The following is a 21,949-nucleotide window of genomic DNA, read 5'->3' as shown; positions in this document are numbered from 1 at the left end:
AACGCATTGGCAGGCGAAGGCCCGGCATGTAGATGCCGACGTGAGTAGTCCCGAAATATATATACCGGCAGAAGCGGATTTGACGGGTTCGTTACCCGCTGCCGGTACTCTACCCTGAATGCTTCAGGGAATTGATCATCCTATAATACATTTACCATGACGGAATTATTAAATGCGAAAGACCTAAAAGAACAAGTGTCGATCGTTGAGCTTCTTAGCCGGCTTGGCTATGAACCTGTAAAAAAATTCGGTAAAGAATATATGTACCGGAGTATGTTGCGTGAAGGAGATAATAACCCCTCTTTCAGCGTCGACGATAAGATCGGAGCCTGGTACGATCATGGGATCGGCAAAGGCGGCAATATCATAGACTTTGGTATGCTATACTGGCCTGACCTGAAATTCAATGATATCGTCGAAAAGATACAGGCAACCTGTAATATGGTCTCACCGGTACGACGGGAACCTCGGACAAGACTGCCGGTCAAAGCCCGGAACTATGTCATTGAACAGGTCAAACCCATTGGCACCCATCCGGCTATTACGGGTTACCTCAAAAGCCGCGGGATCTTTGACGTAGCCAGACCCCTTCTGAGTGAGGTTTATTATCATGTCAAAAATGAAAAAGGAGAAAAGAAACAGTTCTTCGCGGCCGGATGGAAAAATGAAGCGGACAGCTGGGAAGTCAGGAACAGGTATTTCAAAGGTTGCCTGGGCCGGAAATCGATCAGTCTTATTCCCGGAGATCCCAGATCGGTCGCCGTATTTGAAGGATTCATGAATTATCTCAGCTGGACGAAAGAACATCCGGATGCCAAACAAAGCGTGATCGTTCTGAATACACTTTCACTGCTCGGCGAAGGTATCCGGTCTTCTTTGAATTATCCTTCTATCGACCTTTTCCTGGATAGAGACACATCAGGCCTTCACGCCACAAAGGACTTTATCAAAGCATTACCCTATGCCACTGACAGATCAGGTAATTATGAAAATTACAATGATTACAATGACAAACTTGTCGCTGAAATTAAACCGGATCCCGGCATAAATGGGACAAGTTACAAAAGCAGGCATTTATCAATCTGACCATTATGAAAGATCAGTTACGAATGCTAACCGACCGGGTGACGCAAGGTGATTGCCTTGATGTAATGAAGATGATCCCAGACAGCTGTATTGATATGATCTTGTGTGATCTGCCCTACGGGATGACCCCGAATGAATGGGACCTGATCATCGACTTCCCGCGGCTCTGGACCGAATATGAACGGATCATCAAACCTAACGGCGTGATAGCGCTTACAGCCGCGGGTGCATTTACGGGCAAGCTGATCATGAGTAATCTCCCGCTTTTTAAGTATAAGATCGTATGGATAAAATCTAAGTCGAGCAATTTTTTGTCAGCCAAAAAACAGCCTATGCGTAAACATGAAGACATTTGTATCTTCTATAAACGGCAACCGATTTATCAGCCTCAAATGCTTATGGGGGACCCTTACGTACGCGGATGGCGAAAAGGCCTACCAACAGGTTCTTTCGGCGATTATCAAACGTCTTTTGTAAAGAGTGACGGAGGACGATATCCAAATGATTTTGTTTTTTATGAAGAAGATCATGATGACTGGTTCCATTGCAAAACCGCCGATCACGAAGGCGGACCGACCTTTCACCCAACGCAAAAGCCCGTGGAACTTGGACGGTATCTCATCAGAACCTACACCACCCCGGGTGCACTGATCCTCGACAATGCCTGCGGGAGCGGATCATTTCTCATCGCAGCGATGCGCGAAAGAAGGCATTTTATTGGAATTGAAAAAAACGAAGGGACGTATTTTAAGAAAAAGATCCCTATAGATTTTATCGCTGTCTGCAACGAGCGGATCCGGCAGGAACACCTGATGAAAAAGGCTTAATAACCGCTTTGAAATATCCGAAATCATCTTTGATTTCGTCAAGGCAAGATGTCTTTTTGTCGGACAAAAAGTATCTTGCCCTACGGGGTCATTGGTCAAAACTTCGCAAGTCGTTTTTCTTTATGGCTGATCAGAAAAAACTTTCCGGGCGGCCAAAACTGAAGGATGGCAGGCGGGTCAAAAAGCTGGACATAAGATTTACGCAGGAAGAATATGATCTGATCGTTGCCATGGAAAATGAATTCGGTATCAGCAAGACAGAGCTGCTTCGGATGCGTGTTTTAAACGATGCGAATAAGACCGTGGTTAACGCAGCCGAATTACTAAAACTGCTGGATAAGACCGGGGCCGAACTTGGCCGCTCAGGCAATAACATTAACCAGCTTGCCAGGCATGCCAATACCCTCAGACTTAAAGGGGATGTACCTTTACAGATCATTGTAAGTTTCGAGCAGCTAATGGGAAAATACATTCTCAACCAGCGTTCGCTGGAAACTGCTCTTCGCAAGATCATCAGACTGATGGGAAAATAAAATATTTGATATCCTTGATCGCCTGCCACTTCAGGCGATGTTATCTGGATATAATGATACTCTTTCCTGCTGATATATAGATCTAAAGTTACCAGGTGATCAGGTTTTGTCGTTATCCAATACTGCCGTTATACTGATAGGCAGTTATAGTGTTTCATCGGTCATCCGTTACATTGACAGCCTGTTCTTCTGTAATAAAACTATCAAGGTCTGATGCTACCCCGTTGTATCGTTAGCATGTTACCCCGTTACTGCGAGGGTTAATTGCCGGGTTATACTGATACCTCTGTCAGCTGATATTGGGTTATAAAGAAAGTCTGATCAGATGTCACCGCGTTCAGCTGTTACACGGATATCAGGTTACTACGTTAAGCAGTTATACTGCCTCTCAGGTGCTTAGTTACAGCGCTATATCGCTACCATATCGCTCAGCTTTTATGATCTTTCCGGAATGCTCACAGCGATAGCTTACGTTCTTCTAAATATCTACAGCAGATGATCGTAAAAATTCTGGCACCGTCCTCCGGCTTTACAGGTGTGAGTTATAATACACGTAAGATCGACCGCAATAAAGGCGAACTGATGAAGACGGCGAATTTCGGTCCTTTACAGGGTCTGGGACAGCTTAAGCCAAAGGATTACATCAATTATCTTACTGCACTTTCAGCTTTGAACAGGAATGTCCGGCTGCCTCAGTTCCATGCGGTGATCTCAGGTAAAGGCAGATCCTATGACAAAACAACGCTGACCGGGATCGCAGAAAGCTGGCTGAAAGAAATGGGATATGGCGATCAGCCTTACCTGATCGTGTATCATAAGGACACCGGCAATAACCACGTACATATCGTTACATCACGTGTCGGGCATGACGGCAAGAAGATCAGCAGTGCCTATGAGCACGTCAGGGCTCAGCGGACCATCAGTAAAGTTCTGGGTTATGAAATGGCAATGCAGTATCAGTTCAGCACCCGGGCGCAGTTCTTCATGATCCTGGAATCCAAAGGTTTCCCTGGTACTGATCCGAACGAACAGCAGATCAGAGCAAAGATCGATAATTATAAACCCGATAAAAAAATTGCAGCTGACATCGCAGCGCTGCTCCGGCAGAACCGGCATTTGCCCGGCCTTGATCTGTTTCTTAAAGAAAATCATGATATCGAACTGCTTTTCCATGCTGCAGCTGGTAAACAGCCTTACGGTTATTCCATCATTGACCACCGCAATCTGATCGTATTTAAAGGCAGCGAAGTACTTCCGCTTAAAGAATTACTGCATTCACAGGGTGGCAATATTTACGGACCGAAGAATGAGAGCGAGCGCCTTACCATGACAAATGACGTAGCAGCGCAAACGCCGGTCTATATCGGGCAGGTCAGTATCGCTGACGATGTTGATGACCAGCAGATCCACGGAATGCGCCGGAAACGGCAGAAGAAAGCCCGTACCAACACCAGATAATAATCCATATGAACTATGATAATAATAATCGGAAACCAAAAAGGCGGCGCGGGGAAAAGTACGCTTGCGCTCGTGCTGGCTAATTACCTCACGCTGGAAAAAAAATGCCCTGTCACTATAATTGACATGGACTACCAGCAGTCCATCTCACAAAAGTTCGAGAAGGCCAAGATCCTTGAAAATGCAGAGCCCTATGAAGTGGTGCCCGCCAATCTCGAAAGTTTTCCTTACCTGAAGAATTTGCTTGGCAAAAATGAAAAAGATGTCATTCTGATCGATCTGCCGGGCAAGCTGGATGATGACGGGCTGATACCGGTATTCAATTCCGCTGACCTGGTCATATGCCCGTTCTCCTATGATGAGTTTACCTTTCAGTCGACCGTGCTTTTCACGGTCGTAATGAAAAGGATCAACCCGGATATTGGGATGGTATTCGTACCTAACCGCATCAAATCAAATGCCCGCTATGAGATCATGCAGGAGGTCGATGGGCAGCTCTCGAAGTTCGGCCTGATCACCCCGGTACTTCCGGACAGAATAGACTTTCAGCGGGTCAGTACATTTTATACACCTGTAAGCCTGCAACCAGTTATTAACCCTGTTCTTGAACAGATCTATACCGAGCACCTCTATGGAAAACATGAAATCACTGGCAGACCAGATCCGGGAACAACTGGTTAAACCTGCTCCCGGGGAACCCGTAAAGAATACAGATACAAGTGCCAAAACTGTAAGAAAAGCAAAACCTAAAGAGGTGCCGCAGATCCTTGCCGATATCCTGGCCTACGATAACAGTAGTAATAAAAGCATGGTGCATGCGCGCTTCGACGAAAAGACCGTAAGGACAATGAATCAGTTCAAGATGGCGACCGGCGTCGATGTTACCCGTCTGGTCTCTTTTGCCGTCAGACATCTTTTCGACACCTGCCCCGAACTCAAATCAACTATCAAACAATTTATTCAAAACAACGACTTATGAACTGGATGAAATTTATGCTCTGGCTGAGTATTATTTACCTGGCCTATTACGCGGTGGTCCTGCTCTGGGACTTCCTTCGCAGCCGGAAACTGCCGGCGGATGAAAGATCCGACATCATTTCTTTTGATGATGACAGCGAACCTGTCCGCGAGATTCCCGCTCCGGAGCCCGAGGTATACAATGCCTCCGTCCTGTCTTCAGGCGGTGTCAGCCTGAAGCAGCTATTCAGCCTTGCAAGGGAAGAGGCGATCGAATATACCCGCCCGGTAAGTTTCTGATGATGAAACTATCACTTACACTATTTTGCTGCATGATGGCACTAAGTGCCGCTGCTCAGCCCGGAATTTCCGAAATGCAAAAGGCGCGTGACGACCTCGCCGCAGATTTCTTCTCTACATTCGACCTTTCGCTCGTCCTGGCGACCCTGTTCGGGCTTACCGGCGCAGTAAAGATCTACCATAACTGGCAGATGGGTAAACATCATATCGATTCTGATGTGGCCGCATGGTTTTACGCGGCTTTTTTTATGATACTGTCCGGTGCTTTTCTAAAAGCCATATTCGGTATCTGATGCTGTTCATACTGAAAAATTGCCACCCGGCAGCTTTCAGAGAGCTTATACAGACAGCAGCATTGAATGCAACATGTCCCTGAGGGGTTATTGCCGGTGGATTTCGTGATCTGACCACCGGTTTCCGTAGCGGCGGCCTCCCGGCTGCCTATAAAAGATCACTGCCTGATTTTTCATTCCCTTATTTAATGTTTAACAAAACAAAACAATTGTGGGCCTCGGCAATTTTGCTGGCCCTGACGTTACCTGCAATGGCACAAAGCGGTGTCAATGGCCTGAACACAGCAACCTCAACGCTGAAAACCTATGTCGCACCCGTAACCAACATTACCCTCGTGATCGGCGGTATCGTAGGTATAGTCGGTGCCATCCGTGTTTATTCCAAATGGAATTCCGGTGATCAGGACATCAACAAGGAGTTGATGGGCTGGGGCGGCTCCTGCGTGTTTCTCGTAGTTTCCGCACTGGTGATCAAAGCTTTCTTCGGCCTGTAAGATGGCCAGGAAATATCCTGTTTATAAGGGGCTGCAGAAGCCCCTTATTTTCAAAGGTTTCAAAGGGAAATTTATCTACTGGGGCCTGGGTTTCCTGCTTGCGGGACTTGTATTAGGGGCACTCACCATGTCCCTTATCAACATGTGGCTTGGCGCTCTTGTGCTGACCGGCTGCATTGTCGGCGGCCTGCTGTTCACTGCCGGAAAGCAGAAAGGCGGACTTCACGCCAAAAGCCGCCATACCGGCATCAATATCATCAATCATTATGGCCGTAAAAACACGCTTTGATATCCCTTACGCCGGTATCGACAAAAGCGGCGAATACGATCTGCTCATTGGCAAGAATGGCGAATGTTCTGTCGTTATCCGCATCATCAATCCTGTTGTCCGCTATTCGGCCTATCCTGCCGGGTATGATGAATTTCACAACCTTTTGCTCAATGTGATCAAGGTGCTGGGCGACGGTTACCTGATACAGAAACATGATATCGTCAGCCGCGCCGGATGGGAATCCGCGGAAGGCGGCGAATATCTTCAGGAAAAATATAACCGGCATTTTAAAGGCCGGGAATGCCTTCGGATCGAAACGTATCTGACGATCACCCGACAGGTCAAAAAAGGTGCATTCTTCGTTTATGATGCGAAAGTACTTCGAGAATTCCGTCAGGCTGCCGGTAAAGTGCTCGGATTGCTACCTTCTCCGGTCGTGCTGAACGAAGCCGGCGTCAATAAGCTGGTCATGCGGATGCTCAGTATGGATTTCAGGGAAAACAGCATCATCCTGGATAACCTCTCACCGGGTGATACAGAGGTAAGGATAGGGAACAGATCGGTCCGAAGTATTAGTCTGGTCAATATTGATAGTATCGATCTGCCGCCCGAGATCGGTACGCACATCGAACTGAACGAAAAAGATAGCACCCGGGGATTCCCGGTAGACTTTTTGTCTTTCCTTTTCAAAGTGCCGGGAACCGATGCGCTGATCTATCACCAGGTCATTGAGATCCCTAACCAGACGATGACGCTTCGAAAACTGGAGCAGAAGAAAAAGCGGCATTCCGGAATTCCCGACCCTGCAAATCAGCTTTGTGTGGAGGACATCGACCTGCTGCTGACCGATGTGGCAAGAGAAAACCAGCTGCTGGTCAACTGCCACTTCAACATTCTGGTGGTCTCACCTGCCGAAACTATTCAGAAAGCAGCAAATTTCATCGAAAGCTCGCTTTTCCAGCTGGGCATCATACCGAGCAAAAATGCTTATAACCAGCTGGAACTGTTCCGCAGTACCCTTCCCGGTAATTCGGTCGAATTGAAAGATTACGACTGGTTCCTGACGACTTCAGACGCTGCCGCCTGCTTTTTCTTTAAGGAATCACTGCCCAGAGATGAACCATCGGATTTCCTGATCCGCTTTACCGACCGCCAGGGTATTCCGGTCGGTATGGATCCGGCAGATCTGCCTATGCGGACAGGCCGGATCAATAACCGAAACAAATTCGTGCTCGGCCCGAGCGGGTCTGGCAAAAGCTTTTTTATGAATGCGCTGATCGAACAGTATATGCTCTACAATATGGACATGGTCATCGTAGACACCGGCCATTCCTATTCGGGCTTATGTTCCTATTACAAAGGCAAATACATCACCTATACGGACAAGTCGCCGATCACTATGAACCCGTTCCGTATAACGGAAGAGGAATATAATATTGAGAAAAAAGACTTTTTGTGTACGCTGATCGGTGTAGCCTGGAAAGGAGCTGAAGGCTCATTCAGTCCGGTAGAACGGGATGTGGTGGCCAATGTCATTTCCGCCTATTACAGCAAATTCTTCTCCGAGGGCGGCGAGCTTAAATTCGACACTTTCTACGACTTCGCACTGGTGAAGATACCGGAGATTAAGGCTGAAGAAAAGATCCTGTTCGATTTCGATGAGTTCCGCTATGTACTGAAGAAATTTTATAAGGGCGGTGAATTCTCACCGATACTCAACAAGGAAGCCGACAGGTCGCTGTTCACGGAAAGGTTCATTGTATTTGAGATCGACTCCATCAAGGAGCATAAGATCCTCTTCCCGATCGTTACGCTGATCATTATGGACGTATTCATCCAGAAAATGCGCTACCGCTCAGACCGGCGCAAAACGCTGGTCGTTGAGGAGGCCTGGAAAGCGATCGCCAGCCCGCTAATGGCCGGCTATTTGCTTTACCTCTATAAAACCGTCCGTAAGTTCTGGGGCGAAGCCATCGTGGTGACCCAGGAACTGGGCGACATCATCGGCAATGCGGTGGTCAAGGACAGCATCATCAGTAACTCTGATACGATCTGCCTGCTTGACCAGACCAAGTTCAGAGACAATTATAATGAGATAGCAGCGCTGCTGTCGATCAGCGAGACCGAGCGCAGAAAGATCTTTACCATTAATCAGCTTGACAACACCGATGGCCGCGGACGCTTCAAGGAAGTGTACATCCGCAGGGGTTCATCAGGCGAGGTTTACGGAGTCGAGGTTTCCCTTGAACAGTACCTGACCTATACTACCGAGAAGCCTGAAAAATCTGCAATAGAAAGCTACACCGGAATGTTCAGCACCTATCAGGAAGGCCTCGATGCCTTTGTGGCCGATTTCCGGCAGAGCGGCCTGTCTCTGCCCCAGTTCATCCGAAACGTTAATCAACATTGATCGCTATGAAATTCCTTATTATTCTATTGCCCTGGCTGATCGCCAGAACATGCTGTGCCCAGGAACTGGTCATTGATCCGGTTGTTACCGGGGCCATCGCCGTCAACGCGGGCATCATCAATGGCCAGCTGAATACGACCAACGACCGCCTTAACCTGATCCAGAAAGGGCAGCTGGCTGTAAGCGGGCAGCTGGTCATTGTCAACAGCCTCCAGAACAAGATCTACAATGGTCTGAGCCAGGTTGCCGCTGTGATCAGCAGCCTGAATACCATCCGGGAAATAGCGGACTGCGGCAGCGACATCGTCACCGACGTGCAGGGCGCTGTACAGATCGCCCGGACAAATCCGGTCCTGCTCCTGTTCGCGGAACAGGGTGCCCGTGATTTCCAAACGCGCTCTTACATGCTCGCGGCCGATGTCAGCGCTTTCGTACTTAAGGGCGGCACTAATAACCTCATGGATTCCGGCGAACGCGGGAAACTGCTTAATCACATTGCCGGAGAAATGCGCATTCTCAGAGGCATTGCCTATGGCATGAACCGGGCAATGTACTGGGCGCGGATGAACGGCATATTCAGATCTCTTAATCCCTGGGCGGAATGGCAGAACAATGATGTTCGTATCGCAAATGATGTACTGATCAATGCTAAATACCTTAAAAAATGAAAGCACAGCTGATACTTTTTTGCTGCCTTACAGCGGGTCAATTTGCATTTGCCCAGCGCAGCACCATCAACATCGTCGGAATGCACCAGTTGGTGGATGAATCTATTTCTGAAAACAAACTTCAGGTGAAAGCCAGAAATCAGCAGGCGCTGACTACCGCCAACGAACAGGCCAACCTGACCCTGCTGGCGAAACTCAAAGGCGTTTACCGGACCATACAGCAGCGCTATAATACCCTGGGCACTGCTATCGACGTCGCTCAGATCGGCATGTACGGATCACCGATGGTCAGCCGGATCGTCAGCAACGAACGTCAGATTGTTGAACTGGCAGAGCGGACGCCCGCGCTTGCCGCTATCGGTTATCCCGCCGCGCTTCAGTTCGCAACGAAGGCGCGCAGCCTGATCAGTTATATCGCCGGGCTGTCCCTTTCCATCGGCGATATTAACCAGATGAGGCCTTCTGACCGGAAAATGCTGTTCGATTTCGTGCTTTCCGAGCTCAGCACGATCCAGGATCTCTCGGGCAACATGCTGACAATGATGCAATATTCAAATACCTCAGACCTGCTTCGCGCGGCGAATCCTTTTCAGAATTTCATAGATGCCGACAAAGACATTGCGGCTGATATCATCCGTAACGCTAAATACCTCAGACAATGAAGCATATCCTAAGCCTGCTGATCCTGATCAGCGGAACAATGGCAGCCTTCGCACAGGAATATGTGATCGACATACAGCATGCGGTCGCTGTTACGGAAAATGGTGTAATGCGAAGTTCCGCTGAATCTGCCCATTCCAACTATCTCGGTAAGATCAATGACAACATTAATGACCTGAATACCAATGTCGGATCAGTAGTACTGGCGCAAACCATGATCTATAACGCCTTGTCCAATGTGAACAGCGCATTGAAAAACGGACTTGAAGTGAAGAACATGGCCGTCATCATAGCGGATATGACGGGTTATATCGATCAGGCGCTGTTACTTGCCAGAAACGACCCGGCGCTGCTGGTCTTCGCCGGCAACATTTCGGGAGAAATGAAGAACCGTGCCCTGGCTCTGGTGACCGACGTTTCCGGTTTTGTACTTAAAGAAGGGAATTACGTACTGGCAGATTACGCCGCCCGTGATGAATTGCTCCGAAAGGTCACCCAGCAATTGCAGATCCTGGACGGGCTTGCTTATGGTGCCTGGAAAGCAATGTTCTGGGCAAAGCAGCGCGGTGTGTTCAGATCACTCGATCCCTTCTCCGCTTATATCAGCCGTGACCGGCTGTTCGTAGCGCAGATCCTCCGGAATGCCAAATACCTAAAACGCTAATCTTAGATAATAACACATGAAAAAGATCATTTATATCATGCTTACTGCGATGTGCTGCGCAGCTTCCTGCTTCGCACAGTCATATGTCGTAGACAAGAATATCCGTTACCAGCAGGAACGGATGGTTTACAAGCAATGGGACAAAAATAAATTCACGCCGACATCCGGTTTTCTGGGACTGAATCCCTGGTACTGGCTAACCTGGGGCTTCTTTTATCCCAATTACCATAAGAATGACCTCCGGCCGCTTAGTCCGAACGGTCCGCAAAGCCAGCGACTTGCCATGGTCGGTACCATGAACGGGATCGACAACAAGTATAAACAGGAATCTGATACGGTACGCAATACAGCCCTTTCAGAAACAGCCGGGCGATCCGGCCTGGTCACAGGTGCCGATCCGCTCTGGGCGCTTTACTACAGCCGGGAGTTCAAGCCGGTGCTGGAACACTCCATGGCCTCTGTTCTTGGCGGCCTGAGCCCACAGGTCAGTACCAGGCTGATATCAGAAGGCTTGTACGACTGGTATCGCGGCGAACTTGACCGCCTGAAGGAGCGCATCGATGGCGCGCATTCAGCCGATATGGAACGCGGTTCCCGTATCATGGCTTACTTCCGTTTATTGAACGAATATCGCCGGCTGGCCGGCGTATGGGCGATCCGAACGGCATCAGCGCAGACAACGCTCGACATGGAAAAACACCAGCAGCAGCTGCATAACCGAAATACTTCCGCGCCGGGCTGGACCCCGCAGACAGATATTCAGATCGCAAAGCAAGTACTTCATCACGTTCATTAATGAAAAAGTTTTTCCTTTTATTGCTGTTGTCATCCGGGATGACAGCAGCGTACGCTGGTAACGGCAATGGCAAGACACTGGAGTACTTGCAGGGCGATGGCGTTTATGAGACCGGTGTAATGGTTTTTCTCAAAGGTCTGAAGGAGTCCATATGGACACATTTCGACCTTTTTATCGCCGACGCCAAGGCGCTCGCGGCCATATTTATGATCATTTTCTTTGCCATCAGGTCATACGAGATGATGGTAGGCGATAAAAAGATGGAGATCATGCCGCTCCTCCGCCCGTTCGGACTGGCGATGGTCATTCTCTGGTGGGGCATTTTTGTAAAGGTGATCGCATTTCCGACCGATCTGGTGACGAACCAGACCGAGCAGATGTTCAACGACGAGCAGACCATCGTTAACGACCTGCGGCTTAAACGCGCTGATCTGATGCTTGCGGTCGCCAATTCGCTGTATACCTTTCAGGCGCAGGCCGAAGTAGCTGAGAAGGAAAGTGATACCTGGTACGGACAGGCCTGGGATGCCGTGAGCAGCACGGTAAAAAAAGGCATCAGCACCGTGGTCTCGCCTCTGATCGAACTCAAAAACCGGCTGACCGTCGGAATGCAGCTGCTTTTTACCCAGGCACTTGAACTGCTGGGGATCTGGATCCTGCGGATCGCCGTTTACATCATTTTTATGCTGCAGATCATTTACTCATCGATCCTGATCATCCTCGGGCCATTCGCCGTTTCGGTCAGTATCCTTCCGGCTTTCCGGGACAGTTTCAGCACCTGGATCGCCCGATTTGTTTCGGTCAACCTTTATTCCGGAATAGCCTATCTGATCATGTATCTCTGCGGGCTCATGCAGGAATACGCACTGACATCCGAGATCAGTAAATACAAGGAACTGGTCGGAGAAGACGGCATGAGTGCCAACCTGGAAAAAATGGCCTGGTTCGCCGGTAACGGCGTTCTGTCCTTCGGGACGGTGATCATCGTGTTCATGATCGGCGCTATCTGTATGTTCACGGTACCGAGTATTTCTACCTGGATCATTTCAACCTCCGGCATCAGTTCAGCCACTTCTACGTTCGGCCGCAGCGCCGGAACGGTTACCGGCGCGGCGCGGAAAGTAGCCGGCAGTTTCTTTTAAACTTTTCAACTATCATTTATGATCATCAAAAATATCGAAGCCAAGATCAGGCTGGCCATATTCGTTTCGGCAGGCAGCCTGCTGACCGCTCTGGTCATTGTCGGCATCAATTCCTTTTATGCGTACCGGCTGGTATCCAACGCGCAAAAAAGCATTTATATTCTGGATAAGAGCGTTCCGATCCTCGCCAAGCAAACGGATATGCAGATGAACAGGCCGGCAGAATACCGTGCGCATGTGGATTTGTTCCATTCCTATTTTTTCTCGCTGACCCCGGATGATAATTATATGGAGTACCAAATGAAGAAAGCCATGTACCTGATCGACGAATCCGGCATGCAGCAATATAATGATCTGAAGGAAAAAGGCTTTTTCAACTCGATTTTGTCCTCCAGTTCTGTGCTTACACTGGAAACGGATTCCGTGGCCATCGACATGCCCAAACATTATTTTCGGTATTATGGCAAGCTTAAGATCGACCGCCGCAGTTCGACCGTTATTCGCTCCCTCATTACGGAAGGTTACCTGAAAGACATCCCCCGGAGTGATAATAATCCGCATGGTGTTCTGATCACCGGCTGGAAAACCCTTGAAAATAAAGACCTCGAAGATGTGGAGAAAAATACATTCTAACCGCGATCCCAGGGATACGCTGTATAGTGAACTGCGGAGGGAGTTCCGGCCCGGAATCGAAAAGCTTGTGGCACGCTGCAAAGAATTGTTAAGCGGAAATCCGAAGCTTACTTTTTCGGTCATGCTGCTGCTGCTGATCCTCTCCGCAGCACTTTCATTCACGCTCTTCCGCCAGCCGGCCGACCAAAAGGTAAAAACGGCCGTCAAAGGACCCGCGGTCGTTTCAGATGGGTTCGGAAAGATCATGCAGGCGGCAGGCAGGATCGGGGAAACCATCGAACTCAAACACACGGTCGACAGCCTGACCGCCAAAAAACAGCTCGGCCCCGCCGACAGTGTTCTGCTCGACAGCGTTCTCGACCGGCTGCAACAGATCCAAACAATTAAATAACAGATCATCATGAACATTAATTTCAAACAGCCCAAATATGTGCTGCCTCTCCTTGCACTGCCTTTTCTTTGCCTGTTCTTCTATGTCTGGCAAAGCACGTTCAGTAAGCCTCAGGCTGAGGCCAAACAGCCGGCCGGGCTCAACAGCAGTGTCGGCAATGTTTCCGCAGGGGTACGCAAAAAAGAACTCGACGATAAACTGGACGCTTACCGCAATACCTACAAGGAGGCTGATGGTTATTCTGCAGTAAATGTCATTCCAAAAGAAGCAAGCAGCAATATCTCTTTTAAAGACAGCTACTCCGGCAGCGAAAAACGCAAGCTCGATTCTATTGACCGCGCAATGAAAGCCAAATTCAATTCACCCGTTGCGAACAGTAATGATCGCGTACTGGCTGCAAAACTGAATGCACTGCCGCGGCGCCCCCCGGCGAGCCTGCCGGTGCAGCCTGTCACCAGAGAACGGGACCCCATGGACGTTTTCAAAATGCAGATGGCCTACATGGATAGTCTGAGCAGAGAGAACGATCCTTCCTACAAAGCCGAAAAGCAAAAAAAGCTTTCTGCCGCTAAAACAGCACAGCTGAAGGCATCCGAAAAAAAGCTGACCGTAAGCCGGGCCGAAGACGTAGCGGCCGATTTCAATACGGTCAGGCCTCCGGCTGAACATAAGTTCATCACAGCGGTGATCGACGAGAATGTGACCGGATATGCGGGTTCAAGGTTACGTCTGAGACTGCTTGAGGATATCCGTGCCGGCGGGTTTACCATCTCGAAAGGAACCTTTTTATTTGCGCAGATCAGCGGTTTTTCCGAACAGCGGGTAACCCTGTCCGTCACCACTATCCTTTCAGAAGGCCGCATCCTTCCGGTAAAACTCGACCTGTATGACCTGGATGGTATGCCGGGACTCTATGTGCCGTCATCCGCCTTCAGGGAATTTACAAAAGACCTGGGCAGCAATTCTGTACAGGGTGTGACCATCGACGGTAATTCTACCGGGAGCCAGTTCATCATGAGTTCGGTGGACAAGTTGTTCCAGTCGACCTCATCTGCCATCGCATCGGTGATCCGCAAGAACAAGGCAAAAATGAAATACAATTCTTTCATCTATCTCATCGACACGGACGCCCTGCAGAATGTGCAGCGGACCTATTGATCTCCCTTCCCGGGCTGTGAAAGTCCATACTCATTTTATCATCATTTAATAACCCGAACATGAAAAAGATCCTTTTTTATCTGTCCTTGCTGTGCCCGAACATTTTGTTCGCGCAGCCGGCGATTAGTATCTCCAAAGACCTGACCCTTCATTTTATTTCACCGGAACGCATACAGTACGTTGATATTTCTTCAAAGACCTTAACGGGCGATCTGCCGCTTAAAAACGTTTTCAGACTTCGCCTTAAGGATTCCGTATCAGGCTTCAGCGGTGCACTTGTCACCATTGCCGGTGAAAAGTTCATTGCCCAGTACCGAATCGTTCCTGGGGAGGCGGCAGGTATCTCTACGATCGAGATCACGCCATCTGACACCCGCCCGCTTGATATTTCCGGTATCGGCTTTTCTGAGAACCAGCTGAAAAGCATGGCGCTCGGTCTGATCTCCAGAAAGCCCGACAAACGCATAGAGAAGCAAAAAGCTTTTGGCCTGACCGGACAGCTTAACCATGTATATACCGCAGGAGATTATATATTTCTCGATATCGCTTATAAAAATACTAACAAGCTGCGATATGATATCGAAGACCTTCGTTTCAGGGTGGACGATAAGAAAGTGACCAAGGCATCCAATGTCCAGTCATTTGAACTGAAACCGGAATTTATGCTTTTAAGCACACCCTCGTTTTCCAGATCTTACCGGAACATTTTTGTCTTCAGAAAGCTCAGTTTTCCGGGAAACAAAGTACTGCTGGCCGAACTCAGCGAAAAGCAAATATCAGGACGCGTCCTGACCCTTAAAATATCCTACCAGGATATTCTCGACGCGGATACACTTCCAAACTGATCCATATGACAAACCCGACCGCCTATGATTACCTCAGGCTCGTGCTGGAGCAGGAATTTTTGGGAGTATACCTGCGATATATCAACCTCGGCATCCTGCATTATGAGCTCACCAATATTCAGGAACTCTGCGCGCCGCTGCTGACCGGTCTGGATGAGGACGACAGGTTCCTCCGGTACGAGGTCATCGGAACGATCGCTGATTATTTACAGGAGGAATAACTATGGCATTTAACAGCAGCAAAAAACTGGCTGATAATATGGCCGCCATCAATATCGCCCTCAATTATATCGGGCAGGAACTTTCCCCTGAAGAGATCGGCATGCTTCGTGATTACGCCGGATTTGGCGGCATCAAAGCCGTATTGTTCCCTCCGGGCACAGAAGCTGACTGGCGCAATTATGATATCTCCCAGGCCGATCTAAAGCTTCACCCGGAGATCATGCATCTTCATGAATTACTGTCGGGTAAATTATCCGCCGCGGATTACAAGCGTGTTTACAGTTCCATTATCAACAGTGTAGCCACCGCATTTTACACGCCGGAGATCATCCCGCAGGCAATTTACGGCGCATTGACAGACCAGTCCGTTTTTCCCCGGCGCATTTATGAACCCAGTGCCGGGGCCGGAGTGTTCGTTACCGAAGCCCTGCGTTCTTTTCCGGATATCGAAAAGATCAGCGCGGTTGAAAAGGACCTGCTGACCGGCCGAATATTGTCTGTCCTGTCTCAGGCACTTAGCCCCAGGATAAATGTGCAGATCAAAGGCCTGGAAGAGACCGGCCCGAATGAAAAGGGCATGTCGGACCTGGTGATCAGCAATGTTCCGTTCGGCAATTTCTCCGTGCATGACCCGGCTTACGGCGGCAGCGGCATCACTTCACGGATACACAATTATTTTTTTGCGAAAGGTCTGGAGAAACTTGCCGACGGCGGCTTGCTGGCTTATCTGGTAACGGACGGGTTTCTGAACACCCCTTCAAATGATGCAGCCCGCAAATATCTGTTCACCTCAGCTGACCTGATCAGCGTCGCAGCACTGCCGGCAAATCTGATGAAGGAGAACGCCAACGTTGAGGTCGGTACACATCTGCTGATTGTACAGAAGAACGACCAGAAAGAGGCGCTCACTGAAGCAGAAGCTTTGCTGATCGATACGATCGAAAGAACAGGTCCGAAAGGTACCTATCATCTGAACGCCTATCTCGACGAAAATGCCGGTCTTTTGCTGGGAGATGAACTTCTGGAAGATACCAATGCTTACGGGCAGCCGAATTTAACGACCTGGCAGAACGGTGATATGCAAGACATCGCCGACGCGCTCCGCTCACAGATCGCTGCCGGGATATCAAAGGTTTTTGATCATGAGAAATGGCAAGCGATCCGCTTTCAGTTCGACCTGGCGGCAGGCCGGAAATTTACTTTCCTTCCGGTTCCGGAAGTTTCAACAGAGATCCCGACCGGGCAGCTGGGACTGTTCGATGCCGTACCGGCTGAGAAAAACAATAAAGCGGCATCCTATCTTGATGGCCTGGACAAAGCGACGGTCGACCCGGCAACAGCAAGACAGATCAGCACTATCCGGACCACCGTCAAACCGGCGCACGACAGTCTGGTGATGCTTACCGCGAGAGCCAGGCAGAATGGACGATATCTGTACAAACTGTTCAGCAACGTTGCTGAGATCTCCGTTCCCGCCCGCTGGATGAATGGACTCATGCTCGGTAACGAGCTGGATGCCCTGTCCGCCAAACTGAAATATTTCGCTTACAATTTCCGCTATGAGGGCGATACCAGTCTTGAACCTGCCTTCAAGATCATGCCCGATCGTCCAAAAGCATTTACGGATCTGCGCCCTTTTTATGAAAAAGATACTTTAGTGATCTTCGATGGCAAAGCCGGTCTGATCGGGACACCGGCCAACGGGGAAGCGGCGTTCACACCGCTGGAGTCCCAGGAACACGTTTCATTCTTCAGCGCTTATATCCCGATCAGGGATACCTACCTTTCGCTTTATGCGCTTGAAGCAGAGCATCGTATCGCTTATCCGGAACTGCGACAAACACTGAACCGGCTTTACGAGGATTTTACTGAAAAAAACGGCCCGCTCAATAAGCTGGTGAATAAAGCGCGTATCGCTGCTGATCTGGCTTTCGGATTCAGATCGATCGCCTCCTTAGAGTTAAAGTCGGGTGACAGGTTCGGGCCATCTGATATTTTTCGCGAACCTGTATTCCCACCTGGAATGCGGGAGCAGATCGAAGAGCCGGAAGATGCGCTTGCACGATGTCTGAACGACATTGGCCGGGTTGATATCGGCTATATCGCGGGCATGACCGGTTTGAATACCGATGACGTGATCTACCGGCTCGAAAAACAGATCCTCTTTGATCCGGAAAAAGGGAACTGGGAAACCACCGACAGTTATCTATCCGGCAATGTTGTTGCCAAGTTACGGGCGGCGGAAAGGCACGCGGCTGCCGACCCTGAGAACTTTCAGCTGCTGCGCAGCCTGACGGCTATCAGACGGGTACAGCCTCAGCATATACCGTTCGAACTGCTCGATTTTAATCTCGGTGAGCGCTGGCTGCCCCTGAAATATTACGAGGCCTTTGCATCCGATCTTTTCCAGCTCCCGGCCGAGATCAATTATTTTCCTTCCGTCGACACTTTCAAGGTAAATTACAGTAAGGGGAACACGACCACCGACGCAGAATTTGCGGTCGTGCCCAAACAAAGCGACCGGATCACCGGCAAAACCCTTCTGGAACATGCCCTGGAAAATACTACTCCGAACATTACCTATCCGGTAGACTATGACGGGAAGATTAGGCGGGTACCGGATACGGAAGCGATACAAAGCGCCCACCGCAAGATCGAGACCATTCGCAGCCGCTATAATGAATGGCTGAAAGAGCTTCCGCCTGACGATAAGCAGGAGATCGAAAAGTTGTATAACGAGACCTTCAACTGCTATGTTCTCCGGGAATATGACGGAAGCCATCTGCGGTTTCCGGGGCTTGATCTCAAAGCCCTGAATATCCCGGGGCTCTACGCTTCTCAAAAAGATGCGGCCTGGAGGATCATCCAGAACCGCGGCGCGCTGGTTGACCATGAGGTTGGCCTGGGAAAAACGCTGACCATGGTAGTATCCGCGATGGAAATGAAACGGCTCGGTCTGATCCATAAGCCGATGATCCTGGCCCTCAAAGCGAACGTCAGCGCGATACGCGACACTTTCCGGACGGCTTATCCGCATGCAAAGATACTGGCCCCCGGGGAAAACGATTACCTGCCATCACGCAGGCAGCGGCTGTTCCATGAAATAAAAAACAATAACTGGGACTGTGTGATACTGACCCATGATCAGTTCGGGATGATCCCCCAATCGCCGGAGATACAGCGGGAGATATTTCAGACAGAACTGGACAATGTCAGCCGCGACCTGTCAACACTGGCTACACTTGGCACTGCGATCAATAAAGCGATGTTAAAGGGCCTCGAAGTACGCAAGAACAATCTGCAGGTACAGCTTAGCGCGATCCTCCATGCGATAGACACGCGTAAAGACACCGGTATCAATTTCCGGGAAATGGAGGTCGACCATCTTTTTATCGATGAATCACATAAGTTCAAGAACCTGACCTTCACTACCCGTCATAACCGTGTGGCCGGGCTTGGCAATATCGCAGGCAGCCAGAAAGCTTTAAATATGCTGTTCGCTATCAGAACGCTGCAGGAAAAATTCAGTTCAGATCTCTGTGTTACTTTCCTTTCAGGAACGCCGATCTCTAACAGCCTGACGGAGATGTATCTGATCTTTAAATATCTCCGCCCGAACGAGATGGAGCGGCAAAAGATCAGCAACTTCGACGCCTGGGCCGCGGTCTACGCGCGTAAAACGGTTGATTTTGAATTCAGTGTGACCAACGAGATACGGGCCAAGGAAAGATTCAGGTATTTCATTAAGGTGCCGGAACTGGCGCGGTTTTATAACGAGATCACCGACTATAAAACGGCGAAACACATCAGCCTTGATAAACCACAGATCGATGAGATCCTGGTCAATATCCCGCCGACTACTGCGCAGAAAGTATTTACCAAACTGCTGATGCTTTTTGCAAAGAATGGCGACGCAACACTCATCGGACGGGAACCCTTAACCAAAAGTGAAGACATCGGACGTATGCTGATCGCGACGAACTACGCAAAGAAAATGGCGGTGGACATGCGCCTGATCAGCGATACGGAATACGAGGATGATCCGGGAAATAAGATAAATGTTTGTGCCAGGAACGTAGCGCGGGAATACCATGACAGCTCAGATCACAGGGGAACCCAGATCATCTTCAGCGATATCGGTACACCCAAACCCAGTGGCTTCAATGTTTACGATGCTTTGCGCGATAAACTGGTCAATGACCTTGATATTCCTTCGGGCGAGATCACGTTCATCCATGACTGGACGGATAAACGGAAACCGGAGCTTTTTGCTAAAATGAACGCCGGGCAGATCCGGATCCTTATCGGGAGCACGGAGAAGGCCGGAACCGGACTGAACGTACAGCAGCGGGTCGTTGCCATGCACCATCTGGACATTCCCTGGAAACCCTCGGAACTCGAACAGCGGGATGGCCGCGGGGCCCGGCAGGGCAACTGGCTGGCTAAACTGCTCTCAGACAATAAAGTGCGCAATTACATTTATGCAGTTGAACAATCACTGGACAACTACAAGTTCAATCTGCTGAAGAACAAGCAGACCTTTATCGGCCAGATGAAAAATTCCGAATTGGGCAAACGAACGATCGACGAGGGCGCAATGGATGAACAGAGCGGCATGAATTTCTCAGAGTATATCGCTATTCTTTCCGGTGATACCTCACTGCTCGAAAAAACGAAGATCGAGAAAAAGGTCACCGAACTGGAAGGGTACCGCTCCTCACATTTTAAAGATGTCGCCCGTAGCCGCTACCTGCTGGAAGATACTGAAAAGCAAAGGGAAGCAACAGCTTCGATGCTCGAAAAGTTGCGAATAGATGAAGCGAATTACACAAAGGTGCTACGGACGGACGATAAGGGAAGCAAACTCAATCCCGTGCATTTACCCGGTGGATCGGAAACGGGATCTGCTGAAGTCGGCAAATATTTTATTGCGCTTTACCGCAAATGGAGACCCGAAGACCCGAAACAAACCGAATATAAACTGGGAGAACTATACGGTTTTGACCTGAAGGTCAAACGAGAAATGGCCTGGGTACAAACCGATCAGGGCAGTAAATATGAATATGTTTCGGCCCTTTTTGCAGAAAGCCCGGAGACCGGTATCAAATACATGCGTACTAACGGCATTCCCAATACCGATAACCCAAAAAAGGCTGCACGCTATTTCTTGCATGCCATCGACCATGTTGGATCCCTGGTGAGTAAATACCGGACGAAACTGGAGGGCCTTGAAAAAGAGATACCAGCGATCAGGGAGCTTACCGCGAAATCCTTCGCTCAGGAAAAAGAACTGGCTGCCTTAAAGACCGAACTTGCCCGGCTTGAAGACGAGATCAGCCGGAAGATCACGGAAAAGGATGAAAAGCCGGAAGAAACACTCGATCACTCGGAAAATCTTCAGCCACTTAGGGCGCAGCATTTTGATCGGGATGATTACCCGGCAAATGGGATTGGCCGTTAACGGCACTTCAAAATTTGATCATAACTATTTCATGGAAATTACAACTAAAAAGTATCAGCTGATCTATGCTGATCCGCCATGGCACTTCCGTGTGTGGAGCGAACGCGGGAAAGCGCGCAGCCCGGATAATCATTATCCGACGCGATCACTCGACTACCTGCGTAAACTTAATATTCCCGGCAATGCCGAAATAAACAGCGTGTTGCTGCTTTGGGCGACATTTCCCTGTCTGCGCCAGGCATTTGAACTTGCTGCAAGCTGGGGCTTTACTTATAAAACGGTAGCTTTTACCTGGGTGAAAACCAACAAAAATAATGGCAGGCCCTTTATGGGGATGGGTTATTATACCCGGGCGAACGCAGAGTTGGTCCTATTATTCACCCGCGGAAAACCGTTGCCCCGGCAGTCACGGAACGTACCTCAGGTGCTGCTGTCGCCCATAGCCCGGCATTCCGAAAAACCAGACGTCATCAGAGACCGCATCGTTGAACTTTTTGGCGACGTATCCCGTATCGAACTTTTTGCCCGCGACCGCCAGGACCATACGGACGCTGAAAGATTTGCCGGTGGGGATGTGTTCGGTAATGAAGCCGCTAATTCGATCATTCTGCCGGGAAGATAACTTATCCCGTATTTATTTTCAAGCGTAAACTGGTTCCGGAAGCCGTCTGATCCGGTGC

Annotated in this window: 23 protein-coding genes; all 23 read left to right on the top strand. The window is 49.4% G+C overall.

What is annotated here, in order from left to right; all coding sequences use genetic code 11:
• The first annotated feature begins 156 nt into the window (after positions 1 to 156).
• The 23 genes from ACFQZI_RS06605 to ACFQZI_RS06495 all read left to right on the top strand — a co-directional run bounded on the left by ACFQZI_RS06605 (position 157) and on the right by ACFQZI_RS06495 (position 21,891).
• A complete protein-coding gene (locus ACFQZI_RS06605; protein WP_377140065.1) occupies positions 157 to 1,086 on the top strand; it encodes a CHC2 zinc finger domain-containing protein in 930 nt (309 codons plus the stop codon).
• A gap of 5 nt (positions 1,087 to 1,091) precedes the next feature.
• Entirely contained in the window at positions 1,092 to 1,913 is an 822-nt protein-coding gene (locus tag ACFQZI_RS06600) for a DNA-methyltransferase (RefSeq protein ID WP_377140062.1), read from the top strand.
• Between the two features lie 122 nt (positions 1,914 to 2,035).
• The gene (locus tag ACFQZI_RS06595) at positions 2,036 to 2,446 is read left to right on the top strand and encodes a plasmid mobilization protein (protein ID WP_377140059.1); all 411 of its coding nucleotides are present in this window, start codon (positions 2,036 to 2,038) and stop codon (positions 2,444 to 2,446) included.
• A gap of 495 nt (positions 2,447 to 2,941) precedes the next feature.
• Entirely contained in the window at positions 2,942 to 3,904 is a 963-nt protein-coding gene (locus tag ACFQZI_RS06590) for a relaxase/mobilization nuclease domain-containing protein (protein ID WP_377140057.1), read from the top strand.
• A 15-nt stretch (positions 3,905 to 3,919) separates the two neighbouring features.
• The gene (locus tag ACFQZI_RS06585) at positions 3,920 to 4,585 is read left to right on the top strand and encodes a ParA family protein (protein WP_377140055.1); all 666 of its coding nucleotides are present in this window, start codon (positions 3,920 to 3,922) and stop codon (positions 4,583 to 4,585) included.
• Entirely contained in the window at positions 4,536 to 4,883 is a 348-nt protein-coding gene (locus ACFQZI_RS06580; protein ID WP_377140053.1) for a hypothetical protein, read from the top strand. Before ACFQZI_RS06585 ends, ACFQZI_RS06580 begins: the two co-directional genes overlap by 50 nt.
• The gene (locus ACFQZI_RS06575) at positions 4,880 to 5,161 is read left to right on the top strand and encodes a hypothetical protein (RefSeq protein WP_377140051.1); all 282 of its coding nucleotides are present in this window, start codon (positions 4,880 to 4,882) and stop codon (positions 5,159 to 5,161) included. The genes ACFQZI_RS06580 and ACFQZI_RS06575 overlap by 4 nt, the downstream gene beginning before the upstream one ends.
• Entirely contained in the window at positions 5,161 to 5,454 is a 294-nt protein-coding gene (locus tag ACFQZI_RS06570) for a DUF4134 family protein (protein ID WP_377140048.1), read from the top strand. The genes ACFQZI_RS06575 and ACFQZI_RS06570 overlap by 1 nt, the downstream gene beginning before the upstream one ends.
• Before the next feature lie 188 nt (positions 5,455 to 5,642).
• Positions 5,643 to 5,948, top strand: a complete 306-nt coding sequence (locus tag ACFQZI_RS06565; RefSeq protein WP_377140046.1) for a DUF4134 domain-containing protein — start codon at positions 5,643 to 5,645, stop codon at positions 5,946 to 5,948.
• A 1-nt stretch (position 5,949) separates the two neighbouring features.
• Positions 5,950 to 6,237, top strand: coding sequence for a plasmid transfer protein (locus ACFQZI_RS06560; protein WP_377140043.1), 288 nt, complete (start codon positions 5,950 to 5,952; stop codon positions 6,235 to 6,237).
• Positions 6,215 to 8,629: a TraG family conjugative transposon ATPase gene (locus ACFQZI_RS06555; protein ID WP_377140040.1), complete on the top strand. Its 2,415-nt coding sequence runs from the start codon at positions 6,215 to 6,217 to the stop codon at positions 8,627 to 8,629. The genes ACFQZI_RS06560 and ACFQZI_RS06555 overlap by 23 nt, the downstream gene beginning before the upstream one ends.
• A gap of 5 nt (positions 8,630 to 8,634) precedes the next feature.
• Positions 8,635 to 9,297 carry a hypothetical protein gene (locus ACFQZI_RS06550; RefSeq protein ID WP_377140038.1) on the top strand — a complete coding sequence of 221 codons (663 nt, stop codon included), beginning with the start codon at positions 8,635 to 8,637 and terminating at the stop codon, positions 9,295 to 9,297.
• Entirely contained in the window at positions 9,294 to 9,959 is a 666-nt protein-coding gene (locus ACFQZI_RS06545; protein WP_377140035.1) for a hypothetical protein, read from the top strand. The genes ACFQZI_RS06550 and ACFQZI_RS06545 overlap by 4 nt, the downstream gene beginning before the upstream one ends.
• Positions 9,956 to 10,621: a hypothetical protein gene (locus ACFQZI_RS06540; protein ID WP_377140032.1), complete on the top strand. Its 666-nt coding sequence runs from the start codon at positions 9,956 to 9,958 to the stop codon at positions 10,619 to 10,621. Before ACFQZI_RS06545 ends, ACFQZI_RS06540 begins: the two co-directional genes overlap by 4 nt.
• Before the next feature lie 16 nt (positions 10,622 to 10,637).
• Positions 10,638 to 11,417, top strand: coding sequence for a hypothetical protein (locus tag ACFQZI_RS06535; RefSeq protein WP_377140029.1), 780 nt, complete (start codon positions 10,638 to 10,640; stop codon positions 11,415 to 11,417).
• Positions 11,417 to 12,559 (top strand): plasmid transfer protein, encoded by a 1,143-nt coding sequence (locus ACFQZI_RS06530; protein WP_377140026.1) that lies wholly within the window; start codon positions 11,417 to 11,419, stop codon positions 12,557 to 12,559. The genes ACFQZI_RS06535 and ACFQZI_RS06530 overlap by 1 nt, the downstream gene beginning before the upstream one ends.
• 18 nt (positions 12,560 to 12,577) lie before the next feature.
• Positions 12,578 to 13,192: a conjugative transposon protein TraK gene (traK, locus tag ACFQZI_RS06525; RefSeq protein ID WP_377140024.1), complete on the top strand. Its 615-nt coding sequence runs from the start codon at positions 12,578 to 12,580 to the stop codon at positions 13,190 to 13,192.
• A 121-nt stretch (positions 13,193 to 13,313) separates the two neighbouring features.
• Positions 13,314 to 13,583, top strand: a complete 270-nt coding sequence (locus tag ACFQZI_RS06520; protein WP_377140021.1) for a hypothetical protein — start codon at positions 13,314 to 13,316, stop codon at positions 13,581 to 13,583.
• A gap of 9 nt (positions 13,584 to 13,592) precedes the next feature.
• Positions 13,593 to 14,741: a conjugative transposon protein TraM gene (gene traM / locus ACFQZI_RS06515; RefSeq protein WP_377140018.1), complete on the top strand. Its 1,149-nt coding sequence runs from the start codon at positions 13,593 to 13,595 to the stop codon at positions 14,739 to 14,741.
• Positions 14,742 to 14,800: 59 nt separating this feature from the next.
• Positions 14,801 to 15,586, top strand: a complete 786-nt coding sequence (locus tag ACFQZI_RS06510; protein WP_377140015.1) for a DUF4138 domain-containing protein — start codon at positions 14,801 to 14,803, stop codon at positions 15,584 to 15,586.
• A 5-nt stretch (positions 15,587 to 15,591) separates the two neighbouring features.
• Positions 15,592 to 15,807, top strand: coding sequence for a hypothetical protein (locus tag ACFQZI_RS06505; RefSeq protein ID WP_377140012.1), 216 nt, complete (start codon positions 15,592 to 15,594; stop codon positions 15,805 to 15,807).
• Positions 15,808 to 15,809: 2 nt separating this feature from the next.
• Positions 15,810 to 21,269 carry a helicase-related protein gene (locus ACFQZI_RS06500; protein WP_377140009.1) on the top strand — a complete coding sequence of 1,820 codons (5,460 nt, stop codon included), beginning with the start codon at positions 15,810 to 15,812 and terminating at the stop codon, positions 21,267 to 21,269.
• Positions 21,238 to 21,891, top strand: a complete 654-nt coding sequence (locus tag ACFQZI_RS06495; protein WP_377141749.1) for an MT-A70 family methyltransferase — start codon at positions 21,238 to 21,240, stop codon at positions 21,889 to 21,891. The genes ACFQZI_RS06500 and ACFQZI_RS06495 overlap by 32 nt, the downstream gene beginning before the upstream one ends.
• Positions 21,892 to 21,949 lie beyond the last annotated feature (58 nt).

The organism is Mucilaginibacter lutimaris, assembly GCF_042676625.1.
In the GTDB taxonomy this organism is placed as follows: domain Bacteria; phylum Bacteroidota; class Bacteroidia; order Sphingobacteriales; family Sphingobacteriaceae; genus Mucilaginibacter; species Mucilaginibacter lutimaris.
Note: the sequence above shows the minus strand (reverse complement) of the source record. Positions and strands in the feature narration are given on the sequence as shown.

What these genes read in the sequence shown, in the direction of transcription:
- ACFQZI_RS06500 (WP_377140009.1), top strand. Translation starts at nt 15,810, where the DNA reads ATGGCATTTAACAGCAGCAAAAAACTGGCTGATAATATGGCCGCCATC.
- ACFQZI_RS06535 (WP_377140029.1), top strand. Translation starts at nt 10,638, where the DNA reads ATGAAAAAGATCATTTATATCATGCTTACTGCGATGTGCTGCGCAGCT.
- traM (WP_377140018.1), top strand. Translation starts at nt 13,593, where the DNA reads ATGAACATTAATTTCAAACAGCCCAAATATGTGCTGCCTCTCCTTGCA.
- ACFQZI_RS06545 (WP_377140035.1), top strand. Translation starts at nt 9,294, where the DNA reads ATGAAAGCACAGCTGATACTTTTTTGCTGCCTTACAGCGGGTCAATTT.
- ACFQZI_RS06540 (WP_377140032.1), top strand. Translation starts at nt 9,956, where the DNA reads ATGAAGCATATCCTAAGCCTGCTGATCCTGATCAGCGGAACAATGGCA.
- ACFQZI_RS06505 (WP_377140012.1), top strand. Translation starts at nt 15,592, where the DNA reads ATGACAAACCCGACCGCCTATGATTACCTCAGGCTCGTGCTGGAGCAG.
- ACFQZI_RS06510 (WP_377140015.1), top strand. Translation starts at nt 14,801, where the DNA reads ATGAAAAAGATCCTTTTTTATCTGTCCTTGCTGTGCCCGAACATTTTG.
- ACFQZI_RS06605 (WP_377140065.1), top strand. Translation starts at nt 157, where the DNA reads ATGACGGAATTATTAAATGCGAAAGACCTAAAAGAACAAGTGTCGATC.
- ACFQZI_RS06585 (WP_377140055.1), top strand. Translation starts at nt 3,920, where the DNA reads ATGATAATAATAATCGGAAACCAAAAAGGCGGCGCGGGGAAAAGTACG.
- ACFQZI_RS06595 (WP_377140059.1), top strand. Translation starts at nt 2,036, where the DNA reads ATGGCTGATCAGAAAAAACTTTCCGGGCGGCCAAAACTGAAGGATGGC.
- ACFQZI_RS06520 (WP_377140021.1), top strand. Translation starts at nt 13,314, where the DNA reads ATGCTGCTGCTGCTGATCCTCTCCGCAGCACTTTCATTCACGCTCTTC.
- ACFQZI_RS06560 (WP_377140043.1), top strand. Translation starts at nt 5,950, where the DNA reads ATGGCCAGGAAATATCCTGTTTATAAGGGGCTGCAGAAGCCCCTTATT.
- ACFQZI_RS06550 (WP_377140038.1), top strand. Translation starts at nt 8,635, where the DNA reads ATGAAATTCCTTATTATTCTATTGCCCTGGCTGATCGCCAGAACATGC.
- traK (WP_377140024.1), top strand. Translation starts at nt 12,578, where the DNA reads ATGATCATCAAAAATATCGAAGCCAAGATCAGGCTGGCCATATTCGTT.
- ACFQZI_RS06600 (WP_377140062.1), top strand. Translation starts at nt 1,092, where the DNA reads ATGAAAGATCAGTTACGAATGCTAACCGACCGGGTGACGCAAGGTGAT.
- ACFQZI_RS06530 (WP_377140026.1), top strand. Translation starts at nt 11,417, where the DNA reads ATGAAAAAGTTTTTCCTTTTATTGCTGTTGTCATCCGGGATGACAGCA.
- ACFQZI_RS06570 (WP_377140048.1), top strand. Translation starts at nt 5,161, where the DNA reads ATGATGAAACTATCACTTACACTATTTTGCTGCATGATGGCACTAAGT.
- ACFQZI_RS06575 (WP_377140051.1), top strand. Translation starts at nt 4,880, where the DNA reads ATGAACTGGATGAAATTTATGCTCTGGCTGAGTATTATTTACCTGGCC.
- ACFQZI_RS06580 (WP_377140053.1), top strand. Translation starts at nt 4,536, where the DNA reads ATGGAAAACATGAAATCACTGGCAGACCAGATCCGGGAACAACTGGTT.
- ACFQZI_RS06565 (WP_377140046.1), top strand. Translation starts at nt 5,643, where the DNA reads ATGTTTAACAAAACAAAACAATTGTGGGCCTCGGCAATTTTGCTGGCC.
- ACFQZI_RS06555 (WP_377140040.1), top strand. Translation starts at nt 6,215, where the DNA reads ATGGCCGTAAAAACACGCTTTGATATCCCTTACGCCGGTATCGACAAA.
- ACFQZI_RS06590 (WP_377140057.1), top strand. Translation starts at nt 2,942, where the DNA reads ATGATCGTAAAAATTCTGGCACCGTCCTCCGGCTTTACAGGTGTGAGT.
- ACFQZI_RS06495 (WP_377141749.1), top strand. Translation starts at nt 21,238, where the DNA reads ATGATTACCCGGCAAATGGGATTGGCCGTTAACGGCACTTCAAAATTT.